Source organism: Lelliottia jeotgali, assembly GCF_016771845.1.
Taxonomy (GTDB): Bacteria; Pseudomonadota; Gammaproteobacteria; order Enterobacterales; family Enterobacteriaceae; genus Enterobacter; species Enterobacter jeotgali.
This window is the reverse complement of record NZ_JAENMQ010000013.1, coordinates 1-23,097: the sequence shown is the minus strand read 5'-3', so window position 1 is coordinate 23,097 and position 23,097 is coordinate 1. Positions and strand designations below refer to the sequence as shown.

Below are 23,097 nucleotides of genomic sequence, written 5' to 3'. Positions count from 1 at the left end.
GGGGTTTTTTATAGATTGATAAAAATAATGCTTGTCATTCATCTACCACATAGGTATAAATATCCCCGTCGGTTTGTTACACAGACCTAAAGCAGTTTAGTTAAGTAGTCCAGATGAGTTATCCAAAGATACCTTCGTAGTGACCCTTCCTTCATCGCTTAAAAATCTGTAACACATGCCATCATCGCGCCGGAAGGCAAAACGTATTTTAAAAAGGTAATTTCTATGTCTGGTAAAATGACTGGTCTGGTAAAATGGTTCAACGCTGATAAAGGCTTCGGCTTCATCACTCCTGACGATGGCTCTAAAGATGTATTCGTACACTTCTCTGCTATCCAGAACGAAGGCTACAAATCTTTGGACGAAGGTCAGAAAGTTTCCTTCACCATCGAAAGCGGCGCTAAAGGCCCAGCAGCTGGTAACGTTGTAAGCCTGTAAGCTTCCAACTCAGCAGCACAAGAATTTAAAAACCCGCCTCTGGCGGGTTTTTTTCGTTTAAAGCTTTTTGATTATTTGACCTGCGGGTTCACGCAGTTCTTCTCTACTTTCCCGTTAAGCGCATCGATCAGGTTGTCCACCGCAGTGGATGCCATGCTGTAGCGCGTCTCATGCGTAGCCGACCCGATATGCGGCAGGGCCACCACGTTTGGCAACGTTAGCAGCGGGGAATCGACCGGCAGCGGCTCTTGCTCAAAGACATCCAGGCCGGCGGCGTGAATCTCACCGTTTTGCAATGCGGCAATCAAAGCCTTTTCATCCACCACTGGCCCACGGCCAGCGTTGATAAAAATGGCGGATTTTTTCATTTTCGCAAACTCTGCTTTGCCGATCAGATGATGGGTCTCGTCCGTCAGAGGCAGGATCAAACAAACATAATCCGCTTCCTGTAGCAGTGTATCCAGATCGCAGTAACGGCCATTGAAACGTTCTTCGGCTTCTTTGTGCTGACGGCGCGCGTTGTACAGAATCGGCATGTTAAACCCGAAATGTGCGCGCTGGGCCAGCGCCAGCCCGATACGTCCCATGCCGACAATCCCCAGCGTTTTGCCGTGGACATCCACACCAAACCAGTCGGGACCGATACTCTTGGTCCATTCGCCCGCTTTCACCCGTTCGGCCACTTCGACCACACGACGCGCGGTGCTGAGTACCAGCGCCATCAGCGTATCTGCGACCGTCTCCGTGAGTGCAGTCGGCGTGTGCATCAATAGAACCTTGCGTGCGTTGAGCGCCTCGACGTCAAAGTTGTCGTAGCCGACGGATATGGTTGAGGTGGCACGAAGCTTCGGCATTTTTTCCAGCAATGTGCTATCCACTTTTTCGCTTGAACCCAGCAGCCCTTCGGCGCGGGCAAAGGCGTCTGCGTGCTGCGCCACGGTATCCGGGCTAAGATTCTTTACCTGGGTGACGGTAAAGTGTTCCTCAAGACGCTTCTGTAGATCGTCGGGCAGTGCTTTATACAAAATGACGGACGGCTTCATGCTAATCTCCGTTGATTTTAAAGGATTCAGGCGTGGCGTGCGCCAGCAGGGATTTGTTGATTATTAGCAGGCTTAACAATCAAAGTAAGCCATACTGAAGCGAAAAGTGCCACCCCCATAAATATGTACGAGGCCGACGGGCTGCCGGTTGTACCGTTCAGATAGCCGACAAACCACGAGCCGAAGAACGATCCTAGCGCGCCCATGCTGTTGATCAGGGCCATCGCGCCACCGGCGACATTACGCGGCAACATCTCCGGGATGATGGCAAAGAACGGACCGTAAGGCGCATACATCGCCGCACCGGCGATCACCAGCAGCGTGTAAGACACCCAGAAATGGTTCGCACCGACCGCCCAGGAACCGATAAACGCGAAAGCGGCAATCAGCAGCAGCGGCCAGACGAAAAGCTTACGGTTTTGCAGTTTATCCGACGCCCACGACACCACTATCATCGCGATGGTCGCAGCCAGATATGGCACCGATGACAGCCAGCCCACTTCCACCATACCGAGATTTTCACCGCCGCTGCGAATAATCGATGGCAGCCACAGGACGAAACCGTAGACGCCAATGCTCCAGGCGAAATATTGCATGCAAAGTAGAATCACGTTGCGTGAGCGGAACGCCTCGCCGTAGTTGCGTACGGCTTTCAGGCCCTGCTGTTCTTTATCCAGTTCAGCTTGCAGCGCGGCTTTTTCACTGGCGGAAAGCCAGGTCGCTTGTGTCGGTTTGTCTTTTACCAGTACCCACCAGCAGAACGCCCAGATGATGGCCGGGAATCCTTCGATGATGAACATGTGACGCCAGCCGAACGATTGAATCAGGTATCCCGATACCACGGACATCCACAGAACGGTCACCGGGTTGCCAAGGATCAGGAAGGTATTGGCGCGTGATCGTTCGGATTTGGTAAACCAGTTGCTGATATAGATAAGCATGGCGGGCATCACGGCAGCTTCAACCACACCGAGGACAAAACGAATGGCCGCCAGCGCCGGGATGTTATTGACCATACCGGTGAGCGACGCGCAGGCTCCCCATAAAATCAGGCACACAAAAATCAGTTTGCGCACGCTGCGGCGTTCGGCGTAAATCGCGCCGGGGATCTGGAAGAAGAAATAGCCCAGGAAGAACAGGGCACCTAACAGGGAGGAGACGCCTTTGGTGATCCCCAGATCTTCGGTGATCCCTGCGGCGGAGGCGAAACTAAAATTCGCGCGATCGAGATACGCCAGGCTGTACGTGATAAACACGATCGGCATGATGTACCACCAGCGTTTGACTGCATTGGTCGATTTGTTCATGGGCTTGCCTCTGTGGTTGAGGTTTATACCGCCGTTGTCTGTAGGGTACACGGTGGCTAATTGTGGTTACTCGGAAAGTTGTGCGCGGGTCGGCAATCCTTCGCTGTCGCCTTGTACCTGAATGGCGAGCGAACCGATCTTGTTCCCGCGAACTAAGGCCTGTTGCAGCGTTTTGCCTTCCAGCAGGGCGCTGATCACTCCCACGGCGAATCCATCTCCTGCGCCGACGGTGTCGACAACGTTTTCGACTTTCACCGCAGCTATCGCGCCTTTTTCTCCGGCGGCAGTTTTGAACCATGCGCCGTCGGCACCGGTTTTCAGCACGACTGCGTTCACGCCCTGATTGAGATAAAAATCAGCAATTCCTTCCGGTGTGTTCTGTCCGGTCAGGATCATGCCCTCTTTCAGACCAGGCAGAACCCAGTCGGCCTGAAACGCCAGATGATTAAGCTTTTCAACCATTTCCGCTTCGCTTTTCCACAGCACCGGGCGCAGGTTTGGATCGAAAGAGATTGTCTTGCCCAGGGCTTTCATGGCGCTGGCCGCGTGATCGAGTAGGGCATACGAGCTCTCGGAGAGTGCAGCCGCGACGCCGCTCAAATGCAAATGCCGCGCGGAGGCAAAGTAAGCAGTATGATAATCCTGCGTTGAGAGATGGCTCGCGGCAGATCCTTTGCGGAAATATTCCACAATGGGATCGGTTCCATTATCGACCTTAGATTTGAGCTGAAAACCGGTGGTGAAGCGGCTATCGAGCGTCACACCTTCGGCGTTGATACCCTCTTTTCTCAATGAGTCCAGGATAAACTGACCAAAGCTGTCGTCGCCCACGCGGCTGACCCAGCCGACGTTGAGCCCCAGGCGTGCCAGACCGGTTGCCACGTTCAGTTCTGCGCCCGCAACGCGTTTGATAAAGTGCTCGACCGAGCGCAGTTCGCCCGTTTCGGTGGCCACAAACATGGCCATCGCTTCGCCAATGGTGATGACGTCCAGAGAATTAGGCATGACGCGACTCCTCACGCAGCAGATTGACATAATGGCGGGTGACCGCTGCTAAATCAGGGCCTTCAAGCGGAAACTCAATGCCGCGCGGGGCGTCTGCTGGAAGCTGGTCCAGCAAATCCATCCAGCGAGGATCGGCGTTGTCAGGTGCCACGGCGCGGTAGTGTTGATGATGTGGAACAGCGGCTTTGACGTGGATGTAGCTCACCGCCGGGGCCAGATGGCGCGCCGCTTCTTCCGGTGATTCACCAACCCACAGCCAGTTCCCGGTATCGAACGTCAGGGTGACGGGCAACTCCATGACCCGGCAGGCCGCCTTGAAACGCTGCATTGGCGCGAGCTGGCCGCAGTCGGTCTGATCGTTTTCCACCACCAGCGTCATGCCGCTCGCAAGGAGCAATTCACGTAATTCTTCAAGCGGCTGCTTATCGCGGAAATGGCCCAGTGAGACTTTCAGCCACAGGGCATTGAGCGTACTGGCTTCCGCGAGAAAGCGCGGCAGGTCCGGGTTGAGTGTGCCGTCTGGCATCAGTAGCGCAGCAGGGGCGGAGTAACAGGCGAACAAACCAAGCAGTTCGATAGACTGCGCCAGCGTCGGCAGGGACTGTAGCTCTTCGTCGTTGAAGAGTTCCCGGCGGATCTCGACGCCATCGGCACCGCCCGATGCGATAACCGGTAGTATGGCCCGCTGGCCGCCTGCCTCGCGGACTTGATCTGCGCCATACGCGGCGGTAACGACGATTATTTTCCTGCCCATTGGCTGACTCCCATTCGTATCTGATACTTAATACGCTAGATGGAACCGGTTCCAAAGAAAAGGTCAGGATGTTGAATTTATGATCGCTATCACGAAGGGGATTATCGGGACGTGGAACCCCGAACGATCAGCTCGCCGGAGAATACTTGTTCGCGCACTGTATCGGTAATGCCTTCAATGCGGCGCACCACCTGCTCGACGGCGGCGTAGCCAATCTGCCAGGTCGGCTGTTTGAGGGTGGTGATCCCGACGCCCGCCAGCTCGGCCCATTCGAGTTCATCGAAACCGAGCAGGCCAATATCGCTGCCCCAGTTCAGACCAATGCGCTTGAGTGACCGGGCGACCTGGAGCGTAAGTGCACCGTTGGCGGAAATCACCGCTTTGCGCATTCCGCGATGACGGGTATGGAACTGGCGCAGGGTGTTGTCCATATGAGCGGCTTCATGCAGCGGCATTTCGGCATTTTCGGCGATCACGCCAGGATAACGCGCCAGCGTGGCGCGAAATGCGCTGAGACGATCGCGGCGAGTGTTGACCATACCCAGCGGTTCGCTCATAAACAGAATCGCTTCGAAACCTTGTTCGATCAGATGTTCTGTCGCGGCCGTCGCGGCCTGAGTGTTATCCAGCCCAACGACATCGCAGGCGAATTCCGGGATTTTGCGATCGATGAGCACCATCGGCAGGGCGGACTGTTGCAGGCGGTTGAGTCCTTCTTCGCGCATCCCAACGGCATTAACCACGATCCCTTCCACCTGATAGCTGCGCAACAGATCGAGATAGTGCAGTTCCTGGTCCAGCTCGTTATTGGTATTACACACCAGCGGGGTAAAGCCTTTTTCGCGACACGCGGCTTCGATACCGCTTAGCACGTTGACGGAGTAGGGGTTGGTGATATCAGCGATGATCAGGCCGATCAGGCGGGTACGACCGTGTTTCAGGCCGCGAGCCATCAGGCTAGGCCGATAATCGAGTTCGGCGATGGCCTGCTCAATACGGGCCAGTAGCGCGTCGGAAAGCAGATGTTTCTCGCCATTGAGATAGCGCGAAATACTGGTTTTACCGGTTTTGGCGGCTTTCGCCACGTCGCTGATGGTGGGCCGTGCTGATTTGCTCATCGCTGATTCCCTCGATTTAGTGAGAACACCTTAGCGGGAAAATCAACGATGGCAAGCGCTTCATGCCGGATGGTATGTGCGGTCTGGTGCCCTCACCCCGGCCCTCTCCCACGGGAGAGGGAGAAAACACTAAAAACGACAACAGGCGTTGCCGTTTTGCGTTTATCACGGAGCCGCCATCCGGCAATGTACTTATTGAATAGGGCTTAACGTTATCTCAACGCGGCGGTTCTGTGCTTTGCCTTCTGCCGTGCTGTTGCTGGCGATTGGATTCGCCGGGCCCATGCCGTTGGTGCGGATACGGGTTGCTGCAACGCCTTGCGTTATCAGCGAGCTGGCGACGGAATCCGCGCGCTGCTGGGACAGGCGCATGTTCAGATCCTGGCTTCCGGTGCTGTCGGTGTAGCCCGTCACATTAACGGCGGTTTTGCTGTACTCTTTGAGCACCATCGCCACGCCGGTCAGAGTATTTGCACCCGCCGGTTTCAGCGTCGCGCTGCTGCTGTCAAAGGTTACGTTGTTCGGCATGTTCAGGATGATATTATCGCCACTTCGCGTCACGCTCACACCCGTTCCCTGCATTTTGTCGCGCAGTTTCGCTTCCTGCACATCCATGTAATATCCCACGCCGCCGCCCAGGGCTGCGCCCGCTGCGGCACCAATCAGCGCACCTTTACCGCGATCTTTCTTCGAAGAAGAGAGTGCGCCAACGCCTGCACCAACCAGCGAGCCGATGCCCGCGCCAATGCCCGATTTGCCCGCTTCACGTTCGCCGGTGTAAGGGTTGGTTGTGCAGCCCGAAACCGCCAGCGCGCCGCTGACCAGAGCTGCAATGACAAGTACGCGTTTATTCATCTTATTTCCTTAATCCTTTTTATTCTTTGCCACGAAGCGCGTGGCGGTTGATTATGACGCCCAGAGACGCAGAAAATTCCAGGGCTAACTCTGAAATTTGTGTCCAAATCTTAAATAGCCTCAAAGAAGGCCGTCATACCTGCAACAGACAAATCAGGAGCGCACGCTTGACCACTTCAACAAAAACCGTTCTGACCGCTGCCCACTGGGGCCCTATATTGGTGGAAACCGATGGCGAGAACGTGTTGTCCTCGCGCGGGGCACTGCCAACGCAGCACCCGAATTCGTTACAAACGGTGGTACGTGATCAAGTGCACAGTAAAACGCGTGTGCGTTGGCCGATGGTGCGTAAAGGTTTTCTGGCGTCGCCGGATAAGCCACAGGGCACGCGCGGGCAGGATGAATTTGTGCGGGTGAGCTGGGACGATGCGCTGTCGCTTATCCACACGCAGCACAAACGTATCCGTGAGACTCACGGTCCGGCGTCTATTTTCGCGGGTTCTTATGGCTGGCGATCGAACGGCGTGCTGCACAAAGCGGCGACGCTCCTCCAACGCTACATGAGTCTGGCGGGCGGCTATACCGGACATCTCGGCGACTACTCGACCGGCGCGGCGCAGGCGATTATGCCGTACGTTGTCGGCGGGAATGAAGTCTACCAGCAGCAAACCAGCTGGCCGCTGGTGCTGGAACATACGGACGTGGTGGTGCTGTGGAGCGCCAACCCGCTTAATACGCTCAAGATTGCGTGGAATGCCAGCGACGAGCAGGGTATTCCTTATTTTGATGCGCTGCGAAAAAGCGGCAAGCGTTTAATTTGTATCGATCCGATGCGCTCTGAAACCGTTGATTTCCTCGGTGACAGCGTTGAATGGTTGGCTCCGCATATGGGTACCGACGTGGCGATGATGCTGGGGATCGCCTATACGCTGGTCGAAAACGGCTGGCATGACAGTGATTTCCTTGCCCGTTGTACAGAGGGTTTTGAAAAATTCGCCGACTACCTGACGGGGAAAAGCGATGGAATTGCCAAAAGCGCCGAATGGGCGGCAGAGATTTGCGGCATCGATGCAGAGAAAATCCGTGAACTGGCGGCTCTTTTCCACGAAAACACCACCATGCTGATGTCCGGCTGGGGAATGCAGCGCCAGCAATTCGGCGAGCAAAAACACTGGATGCTGGTAACGCTGGCGGCGATGCTCGGGCAGATTGGTACGCCGGGCGGCGGCTTTGGCTTGTCTTATCATTTTGCCAATGGGGGTAACCCAACGCGTCGCGCGGCGGTATTGGCCTCGATGCAGGGTTCCGTCAAAGACGGCATTGATGCCGTGGATAAAATCCCGGTGGCGCGCATCGTAGAAGCGCTGGAAACCCCCGGCGGTTTTTACCAGCATAACGGGCTGGACAGGAATTTCCCGGATATTCGTTTTGTCTGGTGGGCGGGTGGCGCGAACTTTACCCACCATCAGGATACTAACCGCCTAATCCGCGCCTGGCAAAAGCCGGAGCTGGTAGTTATCTCCGAATGCTTCTGGACCGCGGCGGCCAAACACGCCGATATCGTTCTGCCTGCAACGACGTCGTTTGAGCGTAACGATCTGACCATGACCGGCGACTACAGTAACCAGCATATGGTGCCGATGAAGCGTGTGGTCCCACCGCGCGATGAGGCGCGTGACGATCTTGAGGTGTTTGCGGATCTGAGTGAGCGCTGGGAAGAGGGCGGTCGCGAGCGGTTCACTGAAGGTAAATCCGATCTCGACTGGCTGGAGACGTTTTATCAGATTGCCGGACAGCGCGGCGAGTCTCAGGGCGTGACACTCCCGCCGTTTAAAGCGTTCTGGGAAGCGAATGAAATCTTCGAAATGCCGGAGAGCGAGCAAAATGCGCAGTTTGTCCGCTTCGCGGATTTCCGCCGCGACCCGCAAAATCATCCGTTGAAAACTGAAAGCGGCAAGATTGAGATCTTCTCAAAGCGTATCGCCAGCTTTAATTATGCCGACTGCCCGCCGCATCCAATGTGGCTGGAGCCGGACGAGTGGCACGGCAATGCGCAGCCAAAACAGCTGCAGGTCCTCTCTGCTCATCCGGCGCACCGTCTGCACAGCCAGCTTAACTATTCATCGTTGCGTGAATCTTATGCCGTGGCTGGGCGCGAGCCGATCACCTTGCATAAAGACGATGCGAAAGCGCGCGGAATTGTTGATGGCGACGTGGTGCGGGTCTGGAATTCACGCGGGCAGGTGCTGGCCGGTGCGGTAGTCAGCGAGGGGATTAAGCCCGGTGTTATCTGTATTCATCAGGGGGCGTGGCCGGATTTGGATCTCTCGGAAGGCGGGATCTGTAAAAACGGCGCGGTGAACGTGCTGACCAAAGATCTCCCCAGCTCGAAGCTGGGGAACGGATGTGCGGGGAACACGGCGCTGGCCTGGGTCGAGAAGTATCAAGGGCCAGAGCTGACGCTTACGGCGTTTGATCCGCCTGCCAGCTCATGATCCACGTCGGGTGTTGAGTCTCTTCCTGCCAGGCGCTGTCTTCAATGCGAAAACCCTGAGCATGGTAGAAATTCACCGCCCGACTGTTTTTCTGGTAAACCTCAAGGCTGAGAGACGGGTAATTCTGCTGTACGTGTTGAATTAACGCGTGGCCGATCCCTTTTCCAAGATGCGCGGTAGCGACAAACAGCGCGCCGATAAACTGCGTTTGCATCACGCTGATAAATCCACGCACTTCGCCTTCCTCTTCCCACACCCAGGTTTCGGCGGAGGGCAGATAGGCGTCGCGCACCAGCGCTTCGCTCTCTATCCAGTATTGCGGGTCGATAAACGGGTGCGCATCGGTGGTGCTTTCAAGCCATAAACTGAGCAGTGGCGCGGTGTTTTCACTGTGCCATTTGCGGATCATGTTGGCCTCCAGGGTGGCAGAAACAGCCCGTAATGTGATCATTTACCAGACCGCAGGCTTGCAGGAAAGAGTAGCAAATGGTGGTGCCAACGAATTTGAAGCCGCGTTTTTTCAATGCCTTAGACAAGGCATCGGAGGCGGGCGTGGAGGTGGGGATCTCTGCCATCGTTGCGGCCTGGGTCACCTGCGGCGTGTTGTCGACAAACGACCACACAAAATCGGAGAAAGGCTCGCCGTTTTCTGCCATAGCGAGATAAGCGCGAGCGTTGCCGATAATCGCCTGAATTTTACCGCGATGACGAATGATTCCGGCGTCCAGTACCAGCCGTTCCACATCCTCTTCGGTCATGGCCGCCACCGCGACGGGGTCAAAATGGTGGAAGGCTTTGCGGTAATTTTCCCGTTTTTTTAGAACCGTAATCCACGATAAGCCCGCCTGCTGACCTTCGAGGCAGATCATCTCAAAGAGTTTTTTACCGTCGGTTTCCGGTACGCCCCATTCTTTATCGTGATAGTCGATATAGAGCTGATCCTGGCTTACCCATCCGCATCGTTGCATCGGTTTTCTTCCTTAATGATATGAACCCATAAAAAAATCAACCAACCTGGCTTGACGTGTGTCTTAAAAAGACAATATTTAATTAAGGGCTTTGCCCTCATACCTCTTTCTAACAACGACAAATATCGCCGAATTCGGCTCTTTCTGGAGTCGCTTTGATGATGATAAAAATAATCAGTGGTCGCCATGCTGTTACTGGCCTGGCGGGTGTGTCCGTCTGTTTGTTTTTTTGTAGCACAGCTTACGCCTGGCAACAGGAATATATCGTTTCGGATGCGCAAAATAATACGACTGAACGCTATACATGGGACGCCGATCACCAACCGCGTTATGACGATATTCTCGCGGAGCGTATCCGTTCTTCCCAGAATGTTCCGGGGCTGGCGTTGAATATGCCAGAAAATTATCCTGCCGAATCCGCCAGCACCATGAGCGTGGGCTTAAATATACCGGTGACGCGTAATGTGACCACCGGGCCTGTCGCGGCATGGCATTATGATGGTTCTTCACCAATGATTTATAACGAATTTGGTGATAACGGGAGTAAATCGTTAACCGACCCCCTCTGGCACGCCAGCGTTAGCACGCTCGGCTGGCGGGTTGATACGCGCGTGGGCGGTCTCAGACCTTGGGCGCAGATCAGCTATAACCAGCAGTTTGGTGATAATCAGTGGAAATCGCAGTCCGGCATGAGTCGCCTGCCAGCCTCGATGCAATACGATAACTGGATGGATGTGACCGTGGGGGCTGACGTGCTGCTTTACCCGCACATGGCGGCCTATGCCTCATTATCCCAGGCGGATAGCGCGATGACCGGGGCTGATTATCTCTACACCTTAGGAGTGAGCGCGAGATTTTGAGATTGTTATTAAAATCAACCTGACGATAACATCTTAAATACAATAATGGCCGGGCTTGTAGCGATAGCGGTTACTAACAAAATGCGTTTCGCGCTTCCCGGCAAGGTCATTCATTCCCGATTCCAGGCATTTCATTCCGTCTCCACTGCATTTCATGCCGTTTTCCCCCAGGCCATATGAGGTTTTGTTTATCGTTGTCTGCAGCGAATTCCCTTAATTTCTCTTGCAGGACAACTGCCATGAACACATCAACATACAACCGCACTCGTTGGCTGACCTTATTTGGCACTATTGTGACGCAATTTGCGCTGGGATCGGTTTATACCTGGAGCCTGTTCAACAGCGCGCTTTCCGACAAACTCGGCGCACCGGTGAGCCAGGTCGCGTTCTCCTTCGGCCTGCTGAGCCTGGGACTGGCGTTGTCTTCGTCGATCGCCGGTAAATTGCAGGAACGTTTTGGTGTGAAACGCGTGACCATGGCTTCGGGCATTCTGTTAGGCGTGGGGTTCTTCCTGACGGCGCATTCCAGCAACCTGATGATGCTGTGGTTGAGCGCCGGTGTGCTGGTTGGCCTGGCGGACGGCGCGGGTTATCTGCTGACGCTGTCGAACTGCGTGAAATGGTTCCCGGAGCGTAAAGGGTTAATTTCGGCGTTTTCCATTGGCTCTTATGGCCTGGGCAGCCTCGGCTTCAAGTTTATTGACTCACATCTGCTGACCTCCGTTGGTCTGGAAAAGACCTTCATGATCTGGGGCGCTATCGTGCTGGTAATGATTCTGTTCGGCGCGACGTTGATGAAAGACGCGCCTCAGCAGGAAGTCAAAACCGTTAACGGCGTGGTGGAAAACGACTTCACCCTGGCCCAGTCCATGCGTCAGCCTCAGTACTGGATGCTGGCGGTGATGTTCCTGACGGCGTGCATGAGTGGGTTGTATGTGATTGGCGTAGCCAAGGATATTGCGCAGGGCATGGTGAAACTGGATGCGTTGACGGCGGCGAATGCGGTGACGGTTATCTCTATCGCTAACCTTTCTGGTCGTCTGGTGCTGGGTATTCTCTCCGACAAAATTGCCCGCATTCGCGTGATTACTCTGGGGCAAGTGGTTTCACTGGTGGGTATGGCGGCCCTGCTGTTTGCCCCGCTGAATGAGATGACTTTCTTCGCGGCGATCGCCTGCGTGGCCTTTAACTTTGGCGGCACCATTACCGTATTCCCGTCGCTGGTCAGCGAGTTCTTTGGCCTGAACAATCTGGCGAAGAATTATGGGGTGATTTATTTAGGTTTTGGTATCGGCAGTATTTGCGGATCGCTTATTGCGTCTCTGTTCGGCGGCTTCTACGTTACCTTCTGCGTTATCTTCGCTCTACTGATCATTTCTCTGGCGCTTTCCACTACGATTCGCCAGCCGCAGCGCCAGGTATTTAACGAAGCGCATGCCTGATGAATGACTGAAAAGGCTGGGGTTTCCGGCCTTTTCTTTTTCTTCCTAAGTGCCCGATTTTTAACCCACTCTGCTATCGAACTTGATTTTTTGTAAATATCTACTGCAATCACACACTCTGCTGCCACTTTTCCCTTCTGCTGTGGTCTACTTAGCACGCTTTAGACGTTTCTGATAACGATCCCCTGAGCGAATATCGACGCGATTCACTTTTACTGTCAAAAGTGAAGCGCGTGACTGTCCCTTTTTCCGGGTAGCCTGCATGAAATACATTAAATCGATGACGCAACAAAAGCTGAGCTTTTTGCTGGCGTTGTACATCGGCCTGTTTATGAATGGTGCGGTTTTTTTCCGTCGGTTTGACGGATTCGCACAAGATTTTACTGTATGGAAAGGAATCGCTGCGGTTGTGGAGCTGGCTGGTACTGTTCTGGTCACCTTCTTCTTATTACGTTTACTCTCGCTTTTTGGACGCCGTATCTGGCGCGTTCTGGCTTCACTGGTGGTGCTGTGTTCGGCGGGCGCCAGCTATTACATGACATTTATGAACGTGGTTATTGGCTACGGCATTATTGCCTCAGTCATGACGACGGATATCGATCTCTCGAAAGAGGTGGTTGGCCTGCATTTCGTTCTGTGGCTGGTGGGCGTGAGTGCGCTACCGCTGCTGCTGATCTGGAGCAACCGCTGCCGCTACACTCTGCTGCGCCAAATGCGCACGCCGGGACAGCGCGTCAGAAGCGTCGCGGTGGTGCTGCTGGCTGGCCTGATGGTTTGGGGGCCGATTCGCTTGCTTGAGGTGAAGCAGAAGAATGATGAGCGCACCTCTGGCGTAGATTTGCCAAGCTACGGCGGGGTGGTGGCGAACTCCTATCTGCCCTCTAACTGGATTTCTGCGCTGGGGTTATACGCCTGGGCGCAGGTGGATGAGTCCTCTGATAATAAATCACTGAAGAATCCAGCAAAACTGTTCACCTACGACGCGCCGAAAGACATCGATGATACCTATGTGGTCTTTATCATCGGTGAAACGACGCGCTGGGATCACATGGGGATTCTCGGTTACGACCGTGACACCACGCCGAAACTGGCGCAGGAGAAGAACCTGGTTGCCTATCGTGGTTACTCTTGTGATACCGCGACGAAGCTCTCACTGCGCTGTATGTTTGTGCGCGAGGGTGGGGCAGACGACAACCCGCAGCGTACTCTGAAAGAGCAAAACGTCTTCTCGGTGCTGCATCAGCTTGGATTCAGTTCCGATCTGTATGCGATGCAGAGCGAGATGTGGTTCTACAGCAATACGATGGCGCAGAACATCGCCTATCGCGAGCAGATTGGCGCCGAGCCGCGTAACCGTGGCAAGAGCGTTGACGATATGCTGCTGATCGACGAGATGAAAGGCTCCCTGAGCAACAATCAGGATGGCAAGCATATGATCATCCTGCATACCAAGGGTTCGCACTTCAACTACACCCAGCGTTACCCGCGCAGCTTTGCCAAGTGGACACCGGAGTGTGTGGGCGTGGACAAGGATTGCACCAAAGAGCAGCTCATCAACTCTTACGATAATTCGGTGATGTATGTGGATCACTTTATCGAGAGCGTGATTGACCAGGTGCGCGACAAGAAAGCGATTGTTTTCTATGCCGCTGACCACGGTGAATCGATTAATGAGTATGAGCATCTGCACGGTACGCCGCGCAAGATGGCTCCGCCAGAGCAGTTCCGCGTGCCTATGATGGTCTGGATGTCGGATAAATATCTGGAGAACCCGGATAAAGAGAAGATGTTCCAGCATCTGAAAAAAGAAGCCGAAATGAAAGTGCCTCGCCGCCACGTCGAGCTGTACGACACCATTATGGGCTGCCTCGGCTATACCTCACCTAACGGCGGTATTAACGAGAATAACAACTGGTGCCATATCCCTGATGGCGCTGCGAAAGCCGCGAAGTAAACGGACTGGCGAGAAACTCGCCAGTCGAACGGTTTTTTAATGATAAGGGATTGACGGGCGCATACCCCAGCAGTAATATGCGCTCCGCATTCGGCGAGTAGCGCAGCTTGGTAGCGCAACTGGTTTGGGACCAGTGGGTCGGAGGTTCGAATCCTCTCTCGCCGACCACATTCGAAACCCTGCTCATAGAGCAGGGTTTTTTGCTTCATGAAGTTCATGAGGATGAGAATCTCCGGGGAAGGAGGTTCGACCCGAGCGAAGCGAGGGAACGTTGCTTTAGCAACGGCCCGCAGGGTGAGTCACGAAGTGGCGAGTCATCCTCTCTCGCCGACCACATTTAAAAAAGGGCTAACCGTAAGGTTGGCCCTTTTTGCATTATGGACTTACCTGTGCCAACTGGCCAAAACAGTCCCTATCCCCGCTTTACCCTGCCTGTTAACGATTTTGTGACATAATCCATTGTATTTTTTTATATATAGATTGATCTTTTTTCGCGTTGCTTATAGATAACCTCAGCATTTTCCGCTGTGCGTTTTAACGTTCGCGGCATTTACTGCTCAGATAATCACCATTCTGTAAGAAAGTTTACGCGATCTGAATAAATGTTAATCACTGATTGTTGCGAAATATGAAGAGAATTGTGCTGGAAGATAACGAGTAGCATAAATTTCCCTGCTGAAAATAGACGCCTAAAGTTTTTTTAATCTTTGTTTGCCGTTTCTCACCCTCAACGTAAATCCCCGTCACCTGTATTGACGTTTTCACATTCTGTTGACAGATTGTAGGGCACGAGGGGCATTTCAGGGAGGATCTGCGCTGCAACTCTGTCGCTCTTCTGAAAGGAATCTCCATCCCTTATCACGCCTTCGGGCATCACCGACCGGACCGGGTAAATAATAAATAAAGGTCAGGCGGCGTAACACAACAAAGCAAAACATCACATTGGAGCAGAATAATGAGTATTTCCTTGAAGAAGTCAGGGATGCTGAAGCTTGGTCTGAGCCTGGTTGCTCTGACCGTCGCGGCAAGCGTACAGGCAAAAACCCTGGTTTATTGTTCTGAAGGTTCGCCGGAAGGCTTTAACCCACAGCTGTTCACCTCTGGTACGACGTACGACGCAAGCTCCGTACCTATCTATAACCGTCTGGTTGAATTCAAAACCGGCACCACGGAAGTTATTCCGGGCCTGGCTGAGAAGTGGGAAATCAGCGAAGACGGCAAGACTTATACCTTCCACCTCCGTCAGGGCGTGAAGTGGCAGGACAACAAAGATTTCAAACCGACGCGCGAACTGACTGCGGACGACGTCGTGTTCTCCTTCGATCGCCAGAAAAACGCTCAGAACCCGTACCATAAAGTTTCTGGCGGCAGCTATGAATACTTCGAAGGGATGGGTCTGCCGGACCTGATCACCGAAGTGAAAAAAGTGGACGACAAAACCGTTCAGTTCGTTCTGAGCCGTCCAGAAGCCCCATTCCTGGCTGACCTGGCTATGGACTTCGCTTCTATTCTGTCAAAAGAATATGCGGACAATATGCTGAAAGCGGGTACCCCGGAAAAAGTGGATCTGAACCCAATCGGTACCGGTCCATTCCAGCTGCAGCAGTACCAGAAAGACTCCCGTATTCTGTACAAAGCGTTTGAAGGGTACTGGGGCACTAAGCCGCAGATCGACCGTCTGGTCTTCTCCATCACACCTGACGCTTCTGTGCGTTACGCAAAACTGCAGAAAAACGAGTGCCAGGTTATGCCGTACCCTAATCCGGCTGATATCGCTCGTATGAAGCAGGATAAAAACATCAATCTGCTGGAGCAGGCTGGCCTGAACGTGGGTTATCTGTCCTTCAACACCGAGAAGAAACCGTTTGATGACGTGAAAGTGCGTCAGGCGCTGACTTATGCGGTGAACAAAGAAGCGATCATCAAAGCCGTTTACCAGGGTGCTGGTGTGGCCGCGAAGAACCTGATTCCACCGACCATGTGGGGCTATAACGACGACGTTAAAGACTACAGCTACGATCCTGAGAAAGCGAAAGCGCTGCTGAAAGAAGCAGGCCAGGATAAAGGCTTTACCGTTGAGCTGTGGGCGATGCCTGTTCAGCGTCCATACAACCCGAACGCTCGCCGTATGGCCGAGATGGTTCAGGCTGACTGGGCTAAGGTCGGCGTTCAGGCCAAGATCGTCACTTACGAGTGGGGCGAGTATCTGAAACGTGCTAAAGCTGGCGAGCACCAGGCTGTGATGATGGGCTGGACCGGGGACAATGGGGACCCGGACAACTTCTTCGCCACCCTGTTCAGCTGCGCGGCGGCGAAAGACGGTTCCAACTACTCTCGCTGGTGTTACAAGCCGTTTGAAGATCTGATTCAGCCGGCGCGTGCAACTGACGACCACAACAAGCGTGTTGAACTGTACAAACAAGCTCAGGTAGTGATGCATGACCAGGCTCCGGCGCTGATCGTGGCTCACTCCACCGTTTACGAGCCAGTGCGTAAAGAAGTCAAAGGCTATGTGGTTGATCCGTTGGGCAAACACCACTTCGAAAACGTCTCAATCGAATAATTAAAAAGCACGACGCTTTATCCCCTCTCCCCTGGGAGAGGGGGAAAGAATTTGAGCAATACAGACGTCACGGCCTTCGGGCAGTACGTCATTAGAGAGAATCCGGGATATGTTGCAGTTCATCCTCCGACGTCTGGGACTTGTCATCCCCACGTTTATCGGTATCACCCTTCTCACTTTTGCCTTCGTCCATATGATTCCCGGCGACCCGGTAATGATTATGGCAGGTGAGCGTGGTATCTCCCCTGAACGTCATGCGCAGCTGCTGGCCGAACTTGGCCTCGATAAGCCGATGTGGCAGCAGTACCTCCACTACATCTGGGGCGTGTTGCACGGTGATTTAGGGATGTCGCTGAAAAGCCGTCTTCCGGTGTGGGAAGAGTTCGTGCCGCGTTTTAAAGCGACGCTGGAACTCGGTGTCTGCGCCATGATTTTTGCCGTTTCCGTCGGTATCCCCGTCGGTGTCCTGGCTGCGGTTAAGCGCGGCTCTATCTTCGATCACACCGCTGTTGGCCTTGCGCTGACCGGTTACTCCATGCCTATCTTCTGGTGGGGCATGATGCTGATCATGCTGGTCTCCGTGCAATGGAACCTGACGCCAGTCTCTGGTCGTGTCAGCGATATGGTGTTCCTTGATGACTCCAATCCGCTCACCGGCTTTATGCTGATTGATACGGCTATCTGGGGCGAAGAGGGCAATTTCATTGATGCGCTGGCGCATATGATCTTACCTGCGATGGTGCTCGGGACGATTCCCCTGGCGGTTATCGTGCGTATGACCCGCTCGTCGATGCTGGAAGTGCTGGGCGAGGATTACATCCGTACCGCTCGCGCTAAAGGTCTGACCCGTATGCGCGTCATTATCGTTCACGCTCTGCGTAATGCGATGCTGCCAGTAGTGACCGTTATCGGGTTGCAGGTGGGAACGTTGCTGGCCGGTGCGATTCTGACTGAAACCATCTTCTCCTGGCCGGGTCTGGGACGCTGGCTGATTGATGCGTTGCAACGCCGTGACTATCCGGTGGTGCAGGGTGGCGTGTTGCTGGTGGCGACGATGATTATCCTCGTCAACCTGCTGGTCGATTTGCTTTACGGCGTGGTGAACCCGCGTATTCGTCATAAGAAGTAAGGGGCCATCATGTCACAAGTTACTCAAAATAAAGCTGTTGCTGCCCCGGTGCCAATGACACCGTTGCAGGAGTTCTGGCATTACTTCAAACGCAATAAAGGTGCGGTGGTTGGGTTGGTGTATGTCACCATCATGATCATTATCGCCGTATTTGCGAACTACCTCGCGCCTTTCAACCCAGCGGATCAATTCCGCGACGTGCTGCTGGCACCGCCAGCCTGGCAGGATGGTGGGACTATCACCCATCTGCTCGGCACGGATGATGTGGGTCGTGATGTGTTATCGCGTCTGATGTACGGTGCGCGTCTGTCTCTGCTGGTGGGCTGTCTGGTGGTGGTGCTGTCGTTGATCCTCGGGGTTATCCTGGGCTTAGTGGCGGGCTATTTCGGCGGTCTGGTCGATAACATCATTATGCGTATCGTCGACATCATGCTGGCGTTGCCTAGCCTGCTGTTGGCTCTGGTGCTGGTGGCGGTGTTTGGCCCGTCGATCGGTAACGCTGCACTTGCGCTGACCTTCGTCGCACTTCCTCACTACGTGCGATTAACGCGTGCTGCGGTGCTGGTAGAAGTGAACCGCGATTACGTCACCGCGTCCCGCGTGGCGGGTGCGGGCGCGATGCGTCAGATGTTCGTCAATATTCTCCCGAACTGCCTTGCGCCGCTGATCGTTCAGGCGTCGCTCGGTTTCTCTAACGCCATTCTCGATATGGCTGCTCTTGGCTTCCTGGGCATGGGTGCGCAACCGCCAACACCGGAGTGGGGCACGATGCTCGCCGATGTGTTGCAGTTCGCACAAAGCGCGTGGTGGGTCGTGACCTTCCCAGGTCTGGCGATCCTCCTGACGGTGCTGGCATTTAACCTGATGGGTGATGGTCTGCGTGATGCACTTGATCCCAAACTGAAGCAGTAAGAGGCACGAGATGGCGTTATTAAATGTAGATAAATTATCGGTGCACTTCGGTGACGTAGGCTCCGAGTTTCGTGCCGTAGACCGTATCAGCTACAGCGTGAATCAGGGTGAAGTGGTCGGTATCGTGGGCGAGTCTGGCTCCGGTAAATCCGTCAGTTCACTGGCTATCATGGGGCTGATTGATTATCCGGGCCGCGTGATGGCGGAAAGCCTGGAGTTTAACGGCCAGGATCTGAAGCGCATCTCCGAGAAGCAGCGCCGCCAACTGGTGGGCGCTGAAGTGGCGATGATCTTCCAGGACCCGATGACCAGCCTTAACCCGTGCTACACCGTCGGTTTCCAGATTATGGAAGCGATTAAGGTACATCAGGGTGGCAACAAGAAAACCCGTCGCCAGCGTGCGATAGACCTGTTAACGCAGGTGGGGATTCCTGATCCAGGGTCGCGTCTGGACGTGTATCCGCACCAGCTTTCCGGTGGGATGAGCCAGCGTGTGATGATCGCCATGGCGATTGCCTGTCGGCCAAAGTTGCTGATTGCCGATGAGCCGACCACGGCGCTGGACGTCACCATTCAGGCGCAGATCATCGAACTGCTGCTGGAATTGCAGCAGAAAGAAAACATGGCGTTAGTGTTGATTACCCACGATTTGGCGTTAGTGGCTGAAGCTGCGCACAAAATCATCGTGATGTACGCCGGACAAGTGGTGGAGGCCGGGAGCTCGCACGATATCTTCCGTGCGCCGCGTCACCCGTATACCCAGGCGCTGCTGCGTGCGCTGCCGGAGTTTGCGCAGGATAAAGCGCGTCTGGCGTCATTGCCGGGTGTGGTTCCGGGTAAATATGACCGCCCGACAGGCTGTCTGCTGAACCCGCGCTGCCCGTATGCCACAGATAAGTGCCGTGCTGAGGAGCCAGAACTGAACACCCTCCATGATGGCCGTCAGTCGAAATGTCACTACCCACTTGATGATGCCGGGAGGCCAACACTATGAGTACGCAAGAGGCCACCAAACACCAACACCTGTTGCAGGCCATCGATCTAAAAAAACATTACCCGGTGAAGAAGGGGATTTTTGCCCCGGAGCGCCTGGTGAAAGCGCTGGACGGAGTGTCGTTTACCCTTGAGCGCGGTAAAACGCTGGCAGTAGTCGGTGAATCCGGCTGCGGGAAATCCACGCTGGGCCGCCTGCTGACGATGATCGAAACGCCGACCGGCGGCGAGCTTTATTATCAGGGCCAGGATCTGCTCAAGCACGATCCGCTGGCGCAAAAATTGCGTCGGCAGAAAATCCAGATAGTGTTCCAGAACCCGTACGGTTCTCTGAACCCGCGTAAAAAAGTGGGGCAGATTCTGGAAGAGCCGCTGCAAATTAACAGCGATCTCAATAAAGAGCAGCGTCGTGAAAAAGCGCTGGCGATGATGGCGAAAGTCGGTCTGAAAACCGAGCACTACGATCGCTATCCGCACATGTTCTCAGGCGGTCAGCGTCAGCGTATCGCGATAGCCCGTGGTCTGATGCTCGACCCGGACGTGGTGATTGCCGATGAACCGGTTTCTGCACTCGACGTTTCCGTGCGTGCGCAGGTGCTGAACCTGATGATGGATTTGCAGCAGGATCTGGGGCTGTCGTATGTATTTATCTCCCACGACCTGTCAGTGGTGGAGCACATTGCCGATGAAGTGATGGTGATGTATCTGGGGCGCTGCGTGGAGAAGGGGACCAAAGACCAGATCTTTAATAACCCTCGCCATCCGTATACCCAGGCGCTGCTCTCTGCCACACCGCGTCTGAACCCGGACGATCGCCGCGAGCGTATTAAGCTGACTGGCGAGCTGCCGAGTCCGCTGAATCCGCCTCCGGGCTGTGCGTTCAATGCGCGCTGCCGTCGCCGCTTTGGTCCTTGTACTCAGCTTCAGCCGCAGTTGAAAGACTACGGCGGTCAACTGGTGGCCTGCTTTGCGGTCGATCAGGATGAAAACGGTGAGAAACCGCACGCATAGGGCGTAAACAAAAAAACCGGCGATGTTCGCCGGTTTTTTTATGTCTGCTGATTCGCTATTTGCGCAGGCGAATCTGGTCGACGGCGTGATTCTCACTCTTGGTGAGGATCAGGCTCGCGCGTTCGCGCGTCGGCAGAATATTTTCCTTCAGGTTTACGTAGTTGATCTCATTCCACAGCGACGTCGCCACATTGACCGCTTCCTCTTCTGAAAGCTGGGCGTAGTTATGGAAGTAAGAATCAGGATCGGTAAACGCGCCTTCGCGGAACTTCAGGAATCGATTGATATACCAGTTTTGCAGCAAGTCCTCTGGCGCATCGACATAGATAGAGAAGTCAACGAAGTCAGAGACAAACACATGATGCGGGTCATGTGGGTAATCCATGCCGCTTTGCAGCACGTTCAGCCCTTCGAGGATCAGGATATCCGGCTGGGCTACTGTTTTATCGCCATCCGGAATGCGATCGTAGATGAGATGAGAATAGACCGGTGCGGTCACGTTAGGCGCACCCGATTTCAGATCCGATACGAATTTCACCAGACGGTGCATGTCATACGAAAGCGGGAAGCCTTTCTTCTTCATTAATCCGCGTTCTTTCAATACCTCGTTCGGGTGCAGAAAACCATCTGTGGTAATCAATTCAACGCTGCGATGCTCAGGCCAGCGGCTCAGCAGCGCCTGCAGGACACGTGCTGTGGTGCTTTTACCGACCGCCACGCTGCCCGCAATGCTGATGATATAAGGAATACGCTGGCCATTAGTGCCGAGGAACTGCTCCAGAACGGCCTGACGGCGAAGGTTGGAGCTTATATAGAAGTTAAGCAAGCGAGACAGCGGCAGATAAATCTCTGCAACCTCCTCCAGCGACAGGTCTTCGTTGATCCCTTTTAACCGCGCTATTTCCCCTTCCGTTAATGTCATGGGGACGGAGTCACGCAAAGCGGCCCACTGGCTGCGGTTAAAGTGTAGATAGGGTGTCATTAACGATTGCTCTTTTTTGCTCATAAGCGTGTTTCAGTGAACCCTTTACCTACGCGAATAGAGAACGTGAGGGCAGTAGCTCATCACTTAGTAGTTAAATTTGGACAATGGGCAGGAGGTTAACACCAGATGACGGGAATAATAAGAAAAAATATAGACCAGTGATGCATTACGCGCAGGCCATCACGATACGCTATAGAAGCGTTTTAAGGGGCGTAATGCTGATTATTTGAACTTCAATGAGTGAAATTGCAGCGTTTTTTGCTGTCGGCGCACAAAATCTGAGCGAAAGAACATTTTATGCAATTTTTTAGTTGCATGACTGCTCATGCCCCCATAGAATGCGCGCTACTTGATGCCGACTTAGCTCAGTAGGTAGAGCAACTGACTTGTAATCAGTAGGTCACCAGTTCGATTCCGGTAGTCGGCACCATCAAGTCCGGTGGGGTTCCCGAGCGGCCAAAGGGAGCAGACTGTAAATCTGCCGTCACAGACTTCGAAGGTTCGAATCCTTCCCCCACCACCACTTTCTGGCAGCGTTATCGCCGCCTGAGCTGGCTAGAAAATTAATCAGCTCAAAACATAAAAAGAGAGAAATCTCTTTTTTGTTACAGAAAGAACTGGGTAGCCGAGTTTCAGGATGCGGGCATCGTATAATGGCTATTACCTCAGCCTTCCAAGCTGATGATGCGGGTTCGATTCCCGCTGCCCGCTCCAAGACGTGCTGATATGGCTCAGTTGGTAGAGCGCACCCTTGGTAAGGGTGAGGTCCCCAGTTCGACTCTGGGTATCAGCACCACTTCACTTCTCCCTCCCTTTTCTCTCTGTTTAAATTAAAAGCATTCAACAGTTCAGGCATTTCGCCTGGTTGATGTGGTGATATCACCGATTTATCCGTGTCTTAGAGGGACAATCGATGTCTAAAGAAAAGTTTGAACGTACAAAACCGCACGTTAACGTCGGTACTATCGGCCACGTTGACCATGGTAAAACAACGCTGACCGCTGCAATCACTACCGTTCTGGCTAAAACCTACGGTGGTTCTGCTCGTGCATTCGACCAGATCGATAACGCACCAGAAGAAAAAGCTCGTGGTATCACCATCAACACTTCCCACGTTGAATATGACACCCCGACTCGTCACTACGCACACGTAGACTGCCCAGGCCACGCCGACTATGTTAAAAACATGATCACCGGTGCTGCTCAGATGGATGGCGCAATCCTGGTTGTTGCTGCGACTGACGGCCCTATGCCTCAGACTCGTG

The 23,097-nt window shown here is 54.0% G+C and carries 20 protein-coding genes, 5 tRNA genes and 1 other RNA gene; 17 read left to right on the top strand and 9 right to left on the bottom strand.

Annotation, left to right across the window (positions count from 1 at the left end):
- The first annotated feature begins 225 nt into the window (after positions 1–225).
- On the top strand, positions 226–438 hold the full coding sequence (gene cspE, locus JBO43_RS19365; RefSeq protein ID WP_006177792.1) for a transcription antiterminator/RNA stability regulator CspE: 213 nt from the start codon (positions 226–228) through the stop codon (positions 436–438).
- Positions 439–509: 71 nt separating this feature from the next.
- Here cspE and ghrB read toward each other — a convergent pair whose 3' ends face one another.
- The 6 genes from ghrB to JBO43_RS19335 all read right to left on the bottom strand — a co-directional run bounded on the left by ghrB (position 510) and on the right by JBO43_RS19335 (position 6,520).
- Positions 510–1,481: a glyoxylate/hydroxypyruvate reductase GhrB gene (gene ghrB, locus JBO43_RS19360; protein ID WP_202674862.1), complete on the bottom strand. Its 972-nt coding sequence runs from the start codon at positions 1,479–1,481 to the stop codon at positions 510–512.
- Positions 1,482–1,507: 26 nt separating this feature from the next.
- A complete protein-coding gene (locus JBO43_RS19355) occupies positions 1,508–2,788 on the bottom strand; it encodes an MFS transporter (protein ID WP_095280260.1) in 1,281 nt (426 codons plus the stop codon).
- A 66-nt stretch (positions 2,789–2,854) separates the two neighbouring features.
- Positions 2,855–3,793 (bottom strand): sugar kinase, encoded by a 939-nt coding sequence (locus JBO43_RS19350; RefSeq protein WP_095280261.1) that lies wholly within the window; start codon positions 3,791–3,793, stop codon positions 2,855–2,857.
- The gene (locus JBO43_RS19345; protein WP_095280262.1) at positions 3,786–4,547 is read right to left on the bottom strand and encodes a sugar phosphate isomerase/epimerase family protein; all 762 of its coding nucleotides are present in this window, start codon (positions 4,545–4,547) and stop codon (positions 3,786–3,788) included. The genes JBO43_RS19350 and JBO43_RS19345 overlap by 8 nt, the downstream gene beginning before the upstream one ends.
- A 101-nt stretch (positions 4,548–4,648) precedes the next feature.
- Positions 4,649–5,665: a LacI family DNA-binding transcriptional regulator gene (locus tag JBO43_RS19340; protein ID WP_202674861.1), complete on the bottom strand. Its 1,017-nt coding sequence runs from the start codon at positions 5,663–5,665 to the stop codon at positions 4,649–4,651.
- A gap of 192 nt (positions 5,666–5,857) precedes the next feature.
- Positions 5,858–6,520, bottom strand: a complete 663-nt coding sequence (locus JBO43_RS19335; RefSeq protein WP_103950298.1) for an OmpA family lipoprotein — start codon at positions 6,518–6,520, stop codon at positions 5,858–5,860.
- A 167-nt stretch (positions 6,521–6,687) separates the two neighbouring features.
- Between JBO43_RS19335 and JBO43_RS19330 the strand changes: the two genes are divergently transcribed.
- Positions 6,688–9,015, top strand: a complete 2,328-nt coding sequence (locus JBO43_RS19330; protein WP_202674860.1) for a molybdopterin guanine dinucleotide-containing S/N-oxide reductase — start codon at positions 6,688–6,690, stop codon at positions 9,013–9,015.
- Here JBO43_RS19330 and JBO43_RS19325 read toward each other — a convergent pair.
- Positions 8,984–9,424 (bottom strand): N-acetyltransferase, encoded by a 441-nt coding sequence (locus JBO43_RS19325; RefSeq protein WP_202674859.1) that lies wholly within the window; start codon positions 9,422–9,424, stop codon positions 8,984–8,986. The genes JBO43_RS19330 and JBO43_RS19325 overlap by 32 nt on opposite strands.
- The gene (gene tag, locus JBO43_RS19320; RefSeq protein WP_202674858.1) at positions 9,402–9,983 is read right to left on the bottom strand and encodes a DNA-3-methyladenine glycosylase I; all 582 of its coding nucleotides are present in this window, start codon (positions 9,981–9,983) and stop codon (positions 9,402–9,404) included. The genes JBO43_RS19325 and tag overlap by 23 nt, the downstream gene beginning before the upstream one ends.
- A gap of 158 nt (positions 9,984–10,141) precedes the next feature.
- Between tag and JBO43_RS19315 the strand changes: the two genes are divergently transcribed.
- The 10 genes from JBO43_RS19315 (at position 10,142) to dppF (ending at position 20,847) form a co-directional block, all read left to right on the top strand.
- The gene (locus tag JBO43_RS19315; RefSeq protein WP_103947754.1) at positions 10,142–10,843 is read left to right on the top strand and encodes an autotransporter domain-containing protein; all 702 of its coding nucleotides are present in this window, start codon (positions 10,142–10,144) and stop codon (positions 10,841–10,843) included.
- A gap of 239 nt (positions 10,844–11,082) precedes the next feature.
- Positions 11,083–12,285, top strand: coding sequence for an L-lactate MFS transporter (locus JBO43_RS19310; RefSeq protein WP_202674857.1), 1,203 nt, complete (start codon positions 11,083–11,085; stop codon positions 12,283–12,285).
- A gap of 262 nt (positions 12,286–12,547) precedes the next feature.
- The gene (gene eptB / locus JBO43_RS19305; RefSeq protein ID WP_095280270.1) at positions 12,548–14,239 is read left to right on the top strand and encodes a kdo(2)-lipid A phosphoethanolamine 7''-transferase; all 1,692 of its coding nucleotides are present in this window, start codon (positions 12,548–12,550) and stop codon (positions 14,237–14,239) included.
- 91 nt (positions 14,240–14,330) lie between these two features.
- Positions 14,331–14,407, top strand: a tRNA-Pro gene (locus JBO43_RS19300).
- Between the two features lie 34 nt (positions 14,408–14,441).
- Positions 14,442–14,573: non-coding RNA, RtT sRNA (locus JBO43_RS19295), on the top strand.
- Between the two features lie 621 nt (positions 14,574–15,194).
- Positions 15,195–16,802, top strand: a complete 1,608-nt coding sequence (dppA, locus tag JBO43_RS19290; protein WP_095280272.1) for a dipeptide ABC transporter periplasmic-binding protein DppA — start codon at positions 15,195–15,197, stop codon at positions 16,800–16,802.
- Between the two features lie 109 nt (positions 16,803–16,911).
- Positions 16,912–17,931 carry a dipeptide ABC transporter permease DppB gene (gene dppB / locus JBO43_RS19285; RefSeq protein WP_095280273.1) on the top strand — a complete coding sequence of 340 codons (1,020 nt, stop codon included), beginning with the start codon at positions 16,912–16,914 and terminating at the stop codon, positions 17,929–17,931.
- Between the two features lie 9 nt (positions 17,932–17,940).
- Positions 17,941–18,843, top strand: coding sequence for a dipeptide ABC transporter permease DppC (gene dppC / locus JBO43_RS19280; RefSeq protein WP_095280274.1), 903 nt, complete (start codon positions 17,941–17,943; stop codon positions 18,841–18,843).
- Positions 18,844–18,853: 10 nt separating this feature from the next.
- Positions 18,854–19,837: a dipeptide ABC transporter ATP-binding protein gene (gene dppD / locus JBO43_RS19275; protein WP_095280275.1), complete on the top strand. Its 984-nt coding sequence runs from the start codon at positions 18,854–18,856 to the stop codon at positions 19,835–19,837.
- Positions 19,834–20,847 carry a dipeptide ABC transporter ATP-binding subunit DppF gene (gene dppF / locus JBO43_RS19270; RefSeq protein ID WP_095280276.1) on the top strand — a complete coding sequence of 338 codons (1,014 nt, stop codon included), beginning with the start codon at positions 19,834–19,836 and terminating at the stop codon, positions 20,845–20,847. The genes dppD and dppF overlap by 4 nt, the downstream gene beginning before the upstream one ends.
- Before the next feature lie 55 nt (positions 20,848–20,902).
- Here dppF and coaA read toward each other — a convergent pair whose 3' ends face one another.
- The gene (gene coaA, locus JBO43_RS19265) at positions 20,903–21,853 is read right to left on the bottom strand and encodes a type I pantothenate kinase (protein WP_095280277.1); all 951 of its coding nucleotides are present in this window, start codon (positions 21,851–21,853) and stop codon (positions 20,903–20,905) included.
- A 333-nt stretch (positions 21,854–22,186) separates the two neighbouring features.
- Here coaA and JBO43_RS19260 point away from each other — a divergent pair.
- The 5 genes from JBO43_RS19260 to JBO43_RS19240 all read left to right on the top strand — a co-directional run.
- Positions 22,187–22,262, top strand: a tRNA-Thr gene (locus tag JBO43_RS19260).
- An 8-nt stretch (positions 22,263–22,270) separates the two neighbouring features.
- Positions 22,271–22,355 (top strand) — tRNA-Tyr (locus JBO43_RS19255).
- A 116-nt stretch (positions 22,356–22,471) separates the two neighbouring features.
- Positions 22,472–22,546 (top strand) — tRNA-Gly (locus JBO43_RS19250).
- A gap of 6 nt (positions 22,547–22,552) precedes the next feature.
- Positions 22,553–22,628 (top strand) — tRNA-Thr (locus JBO43_RS19245).
- Between the two features lie 117 nt (positions 22,629–22,745).
- On the top strand, positions 22,746–23,097 hold a 352-nt coding region (locus JBO43_RS19240), incomplete at its 3' end, for a GTP-binding protein (RefSeq protein WP_171048787.1).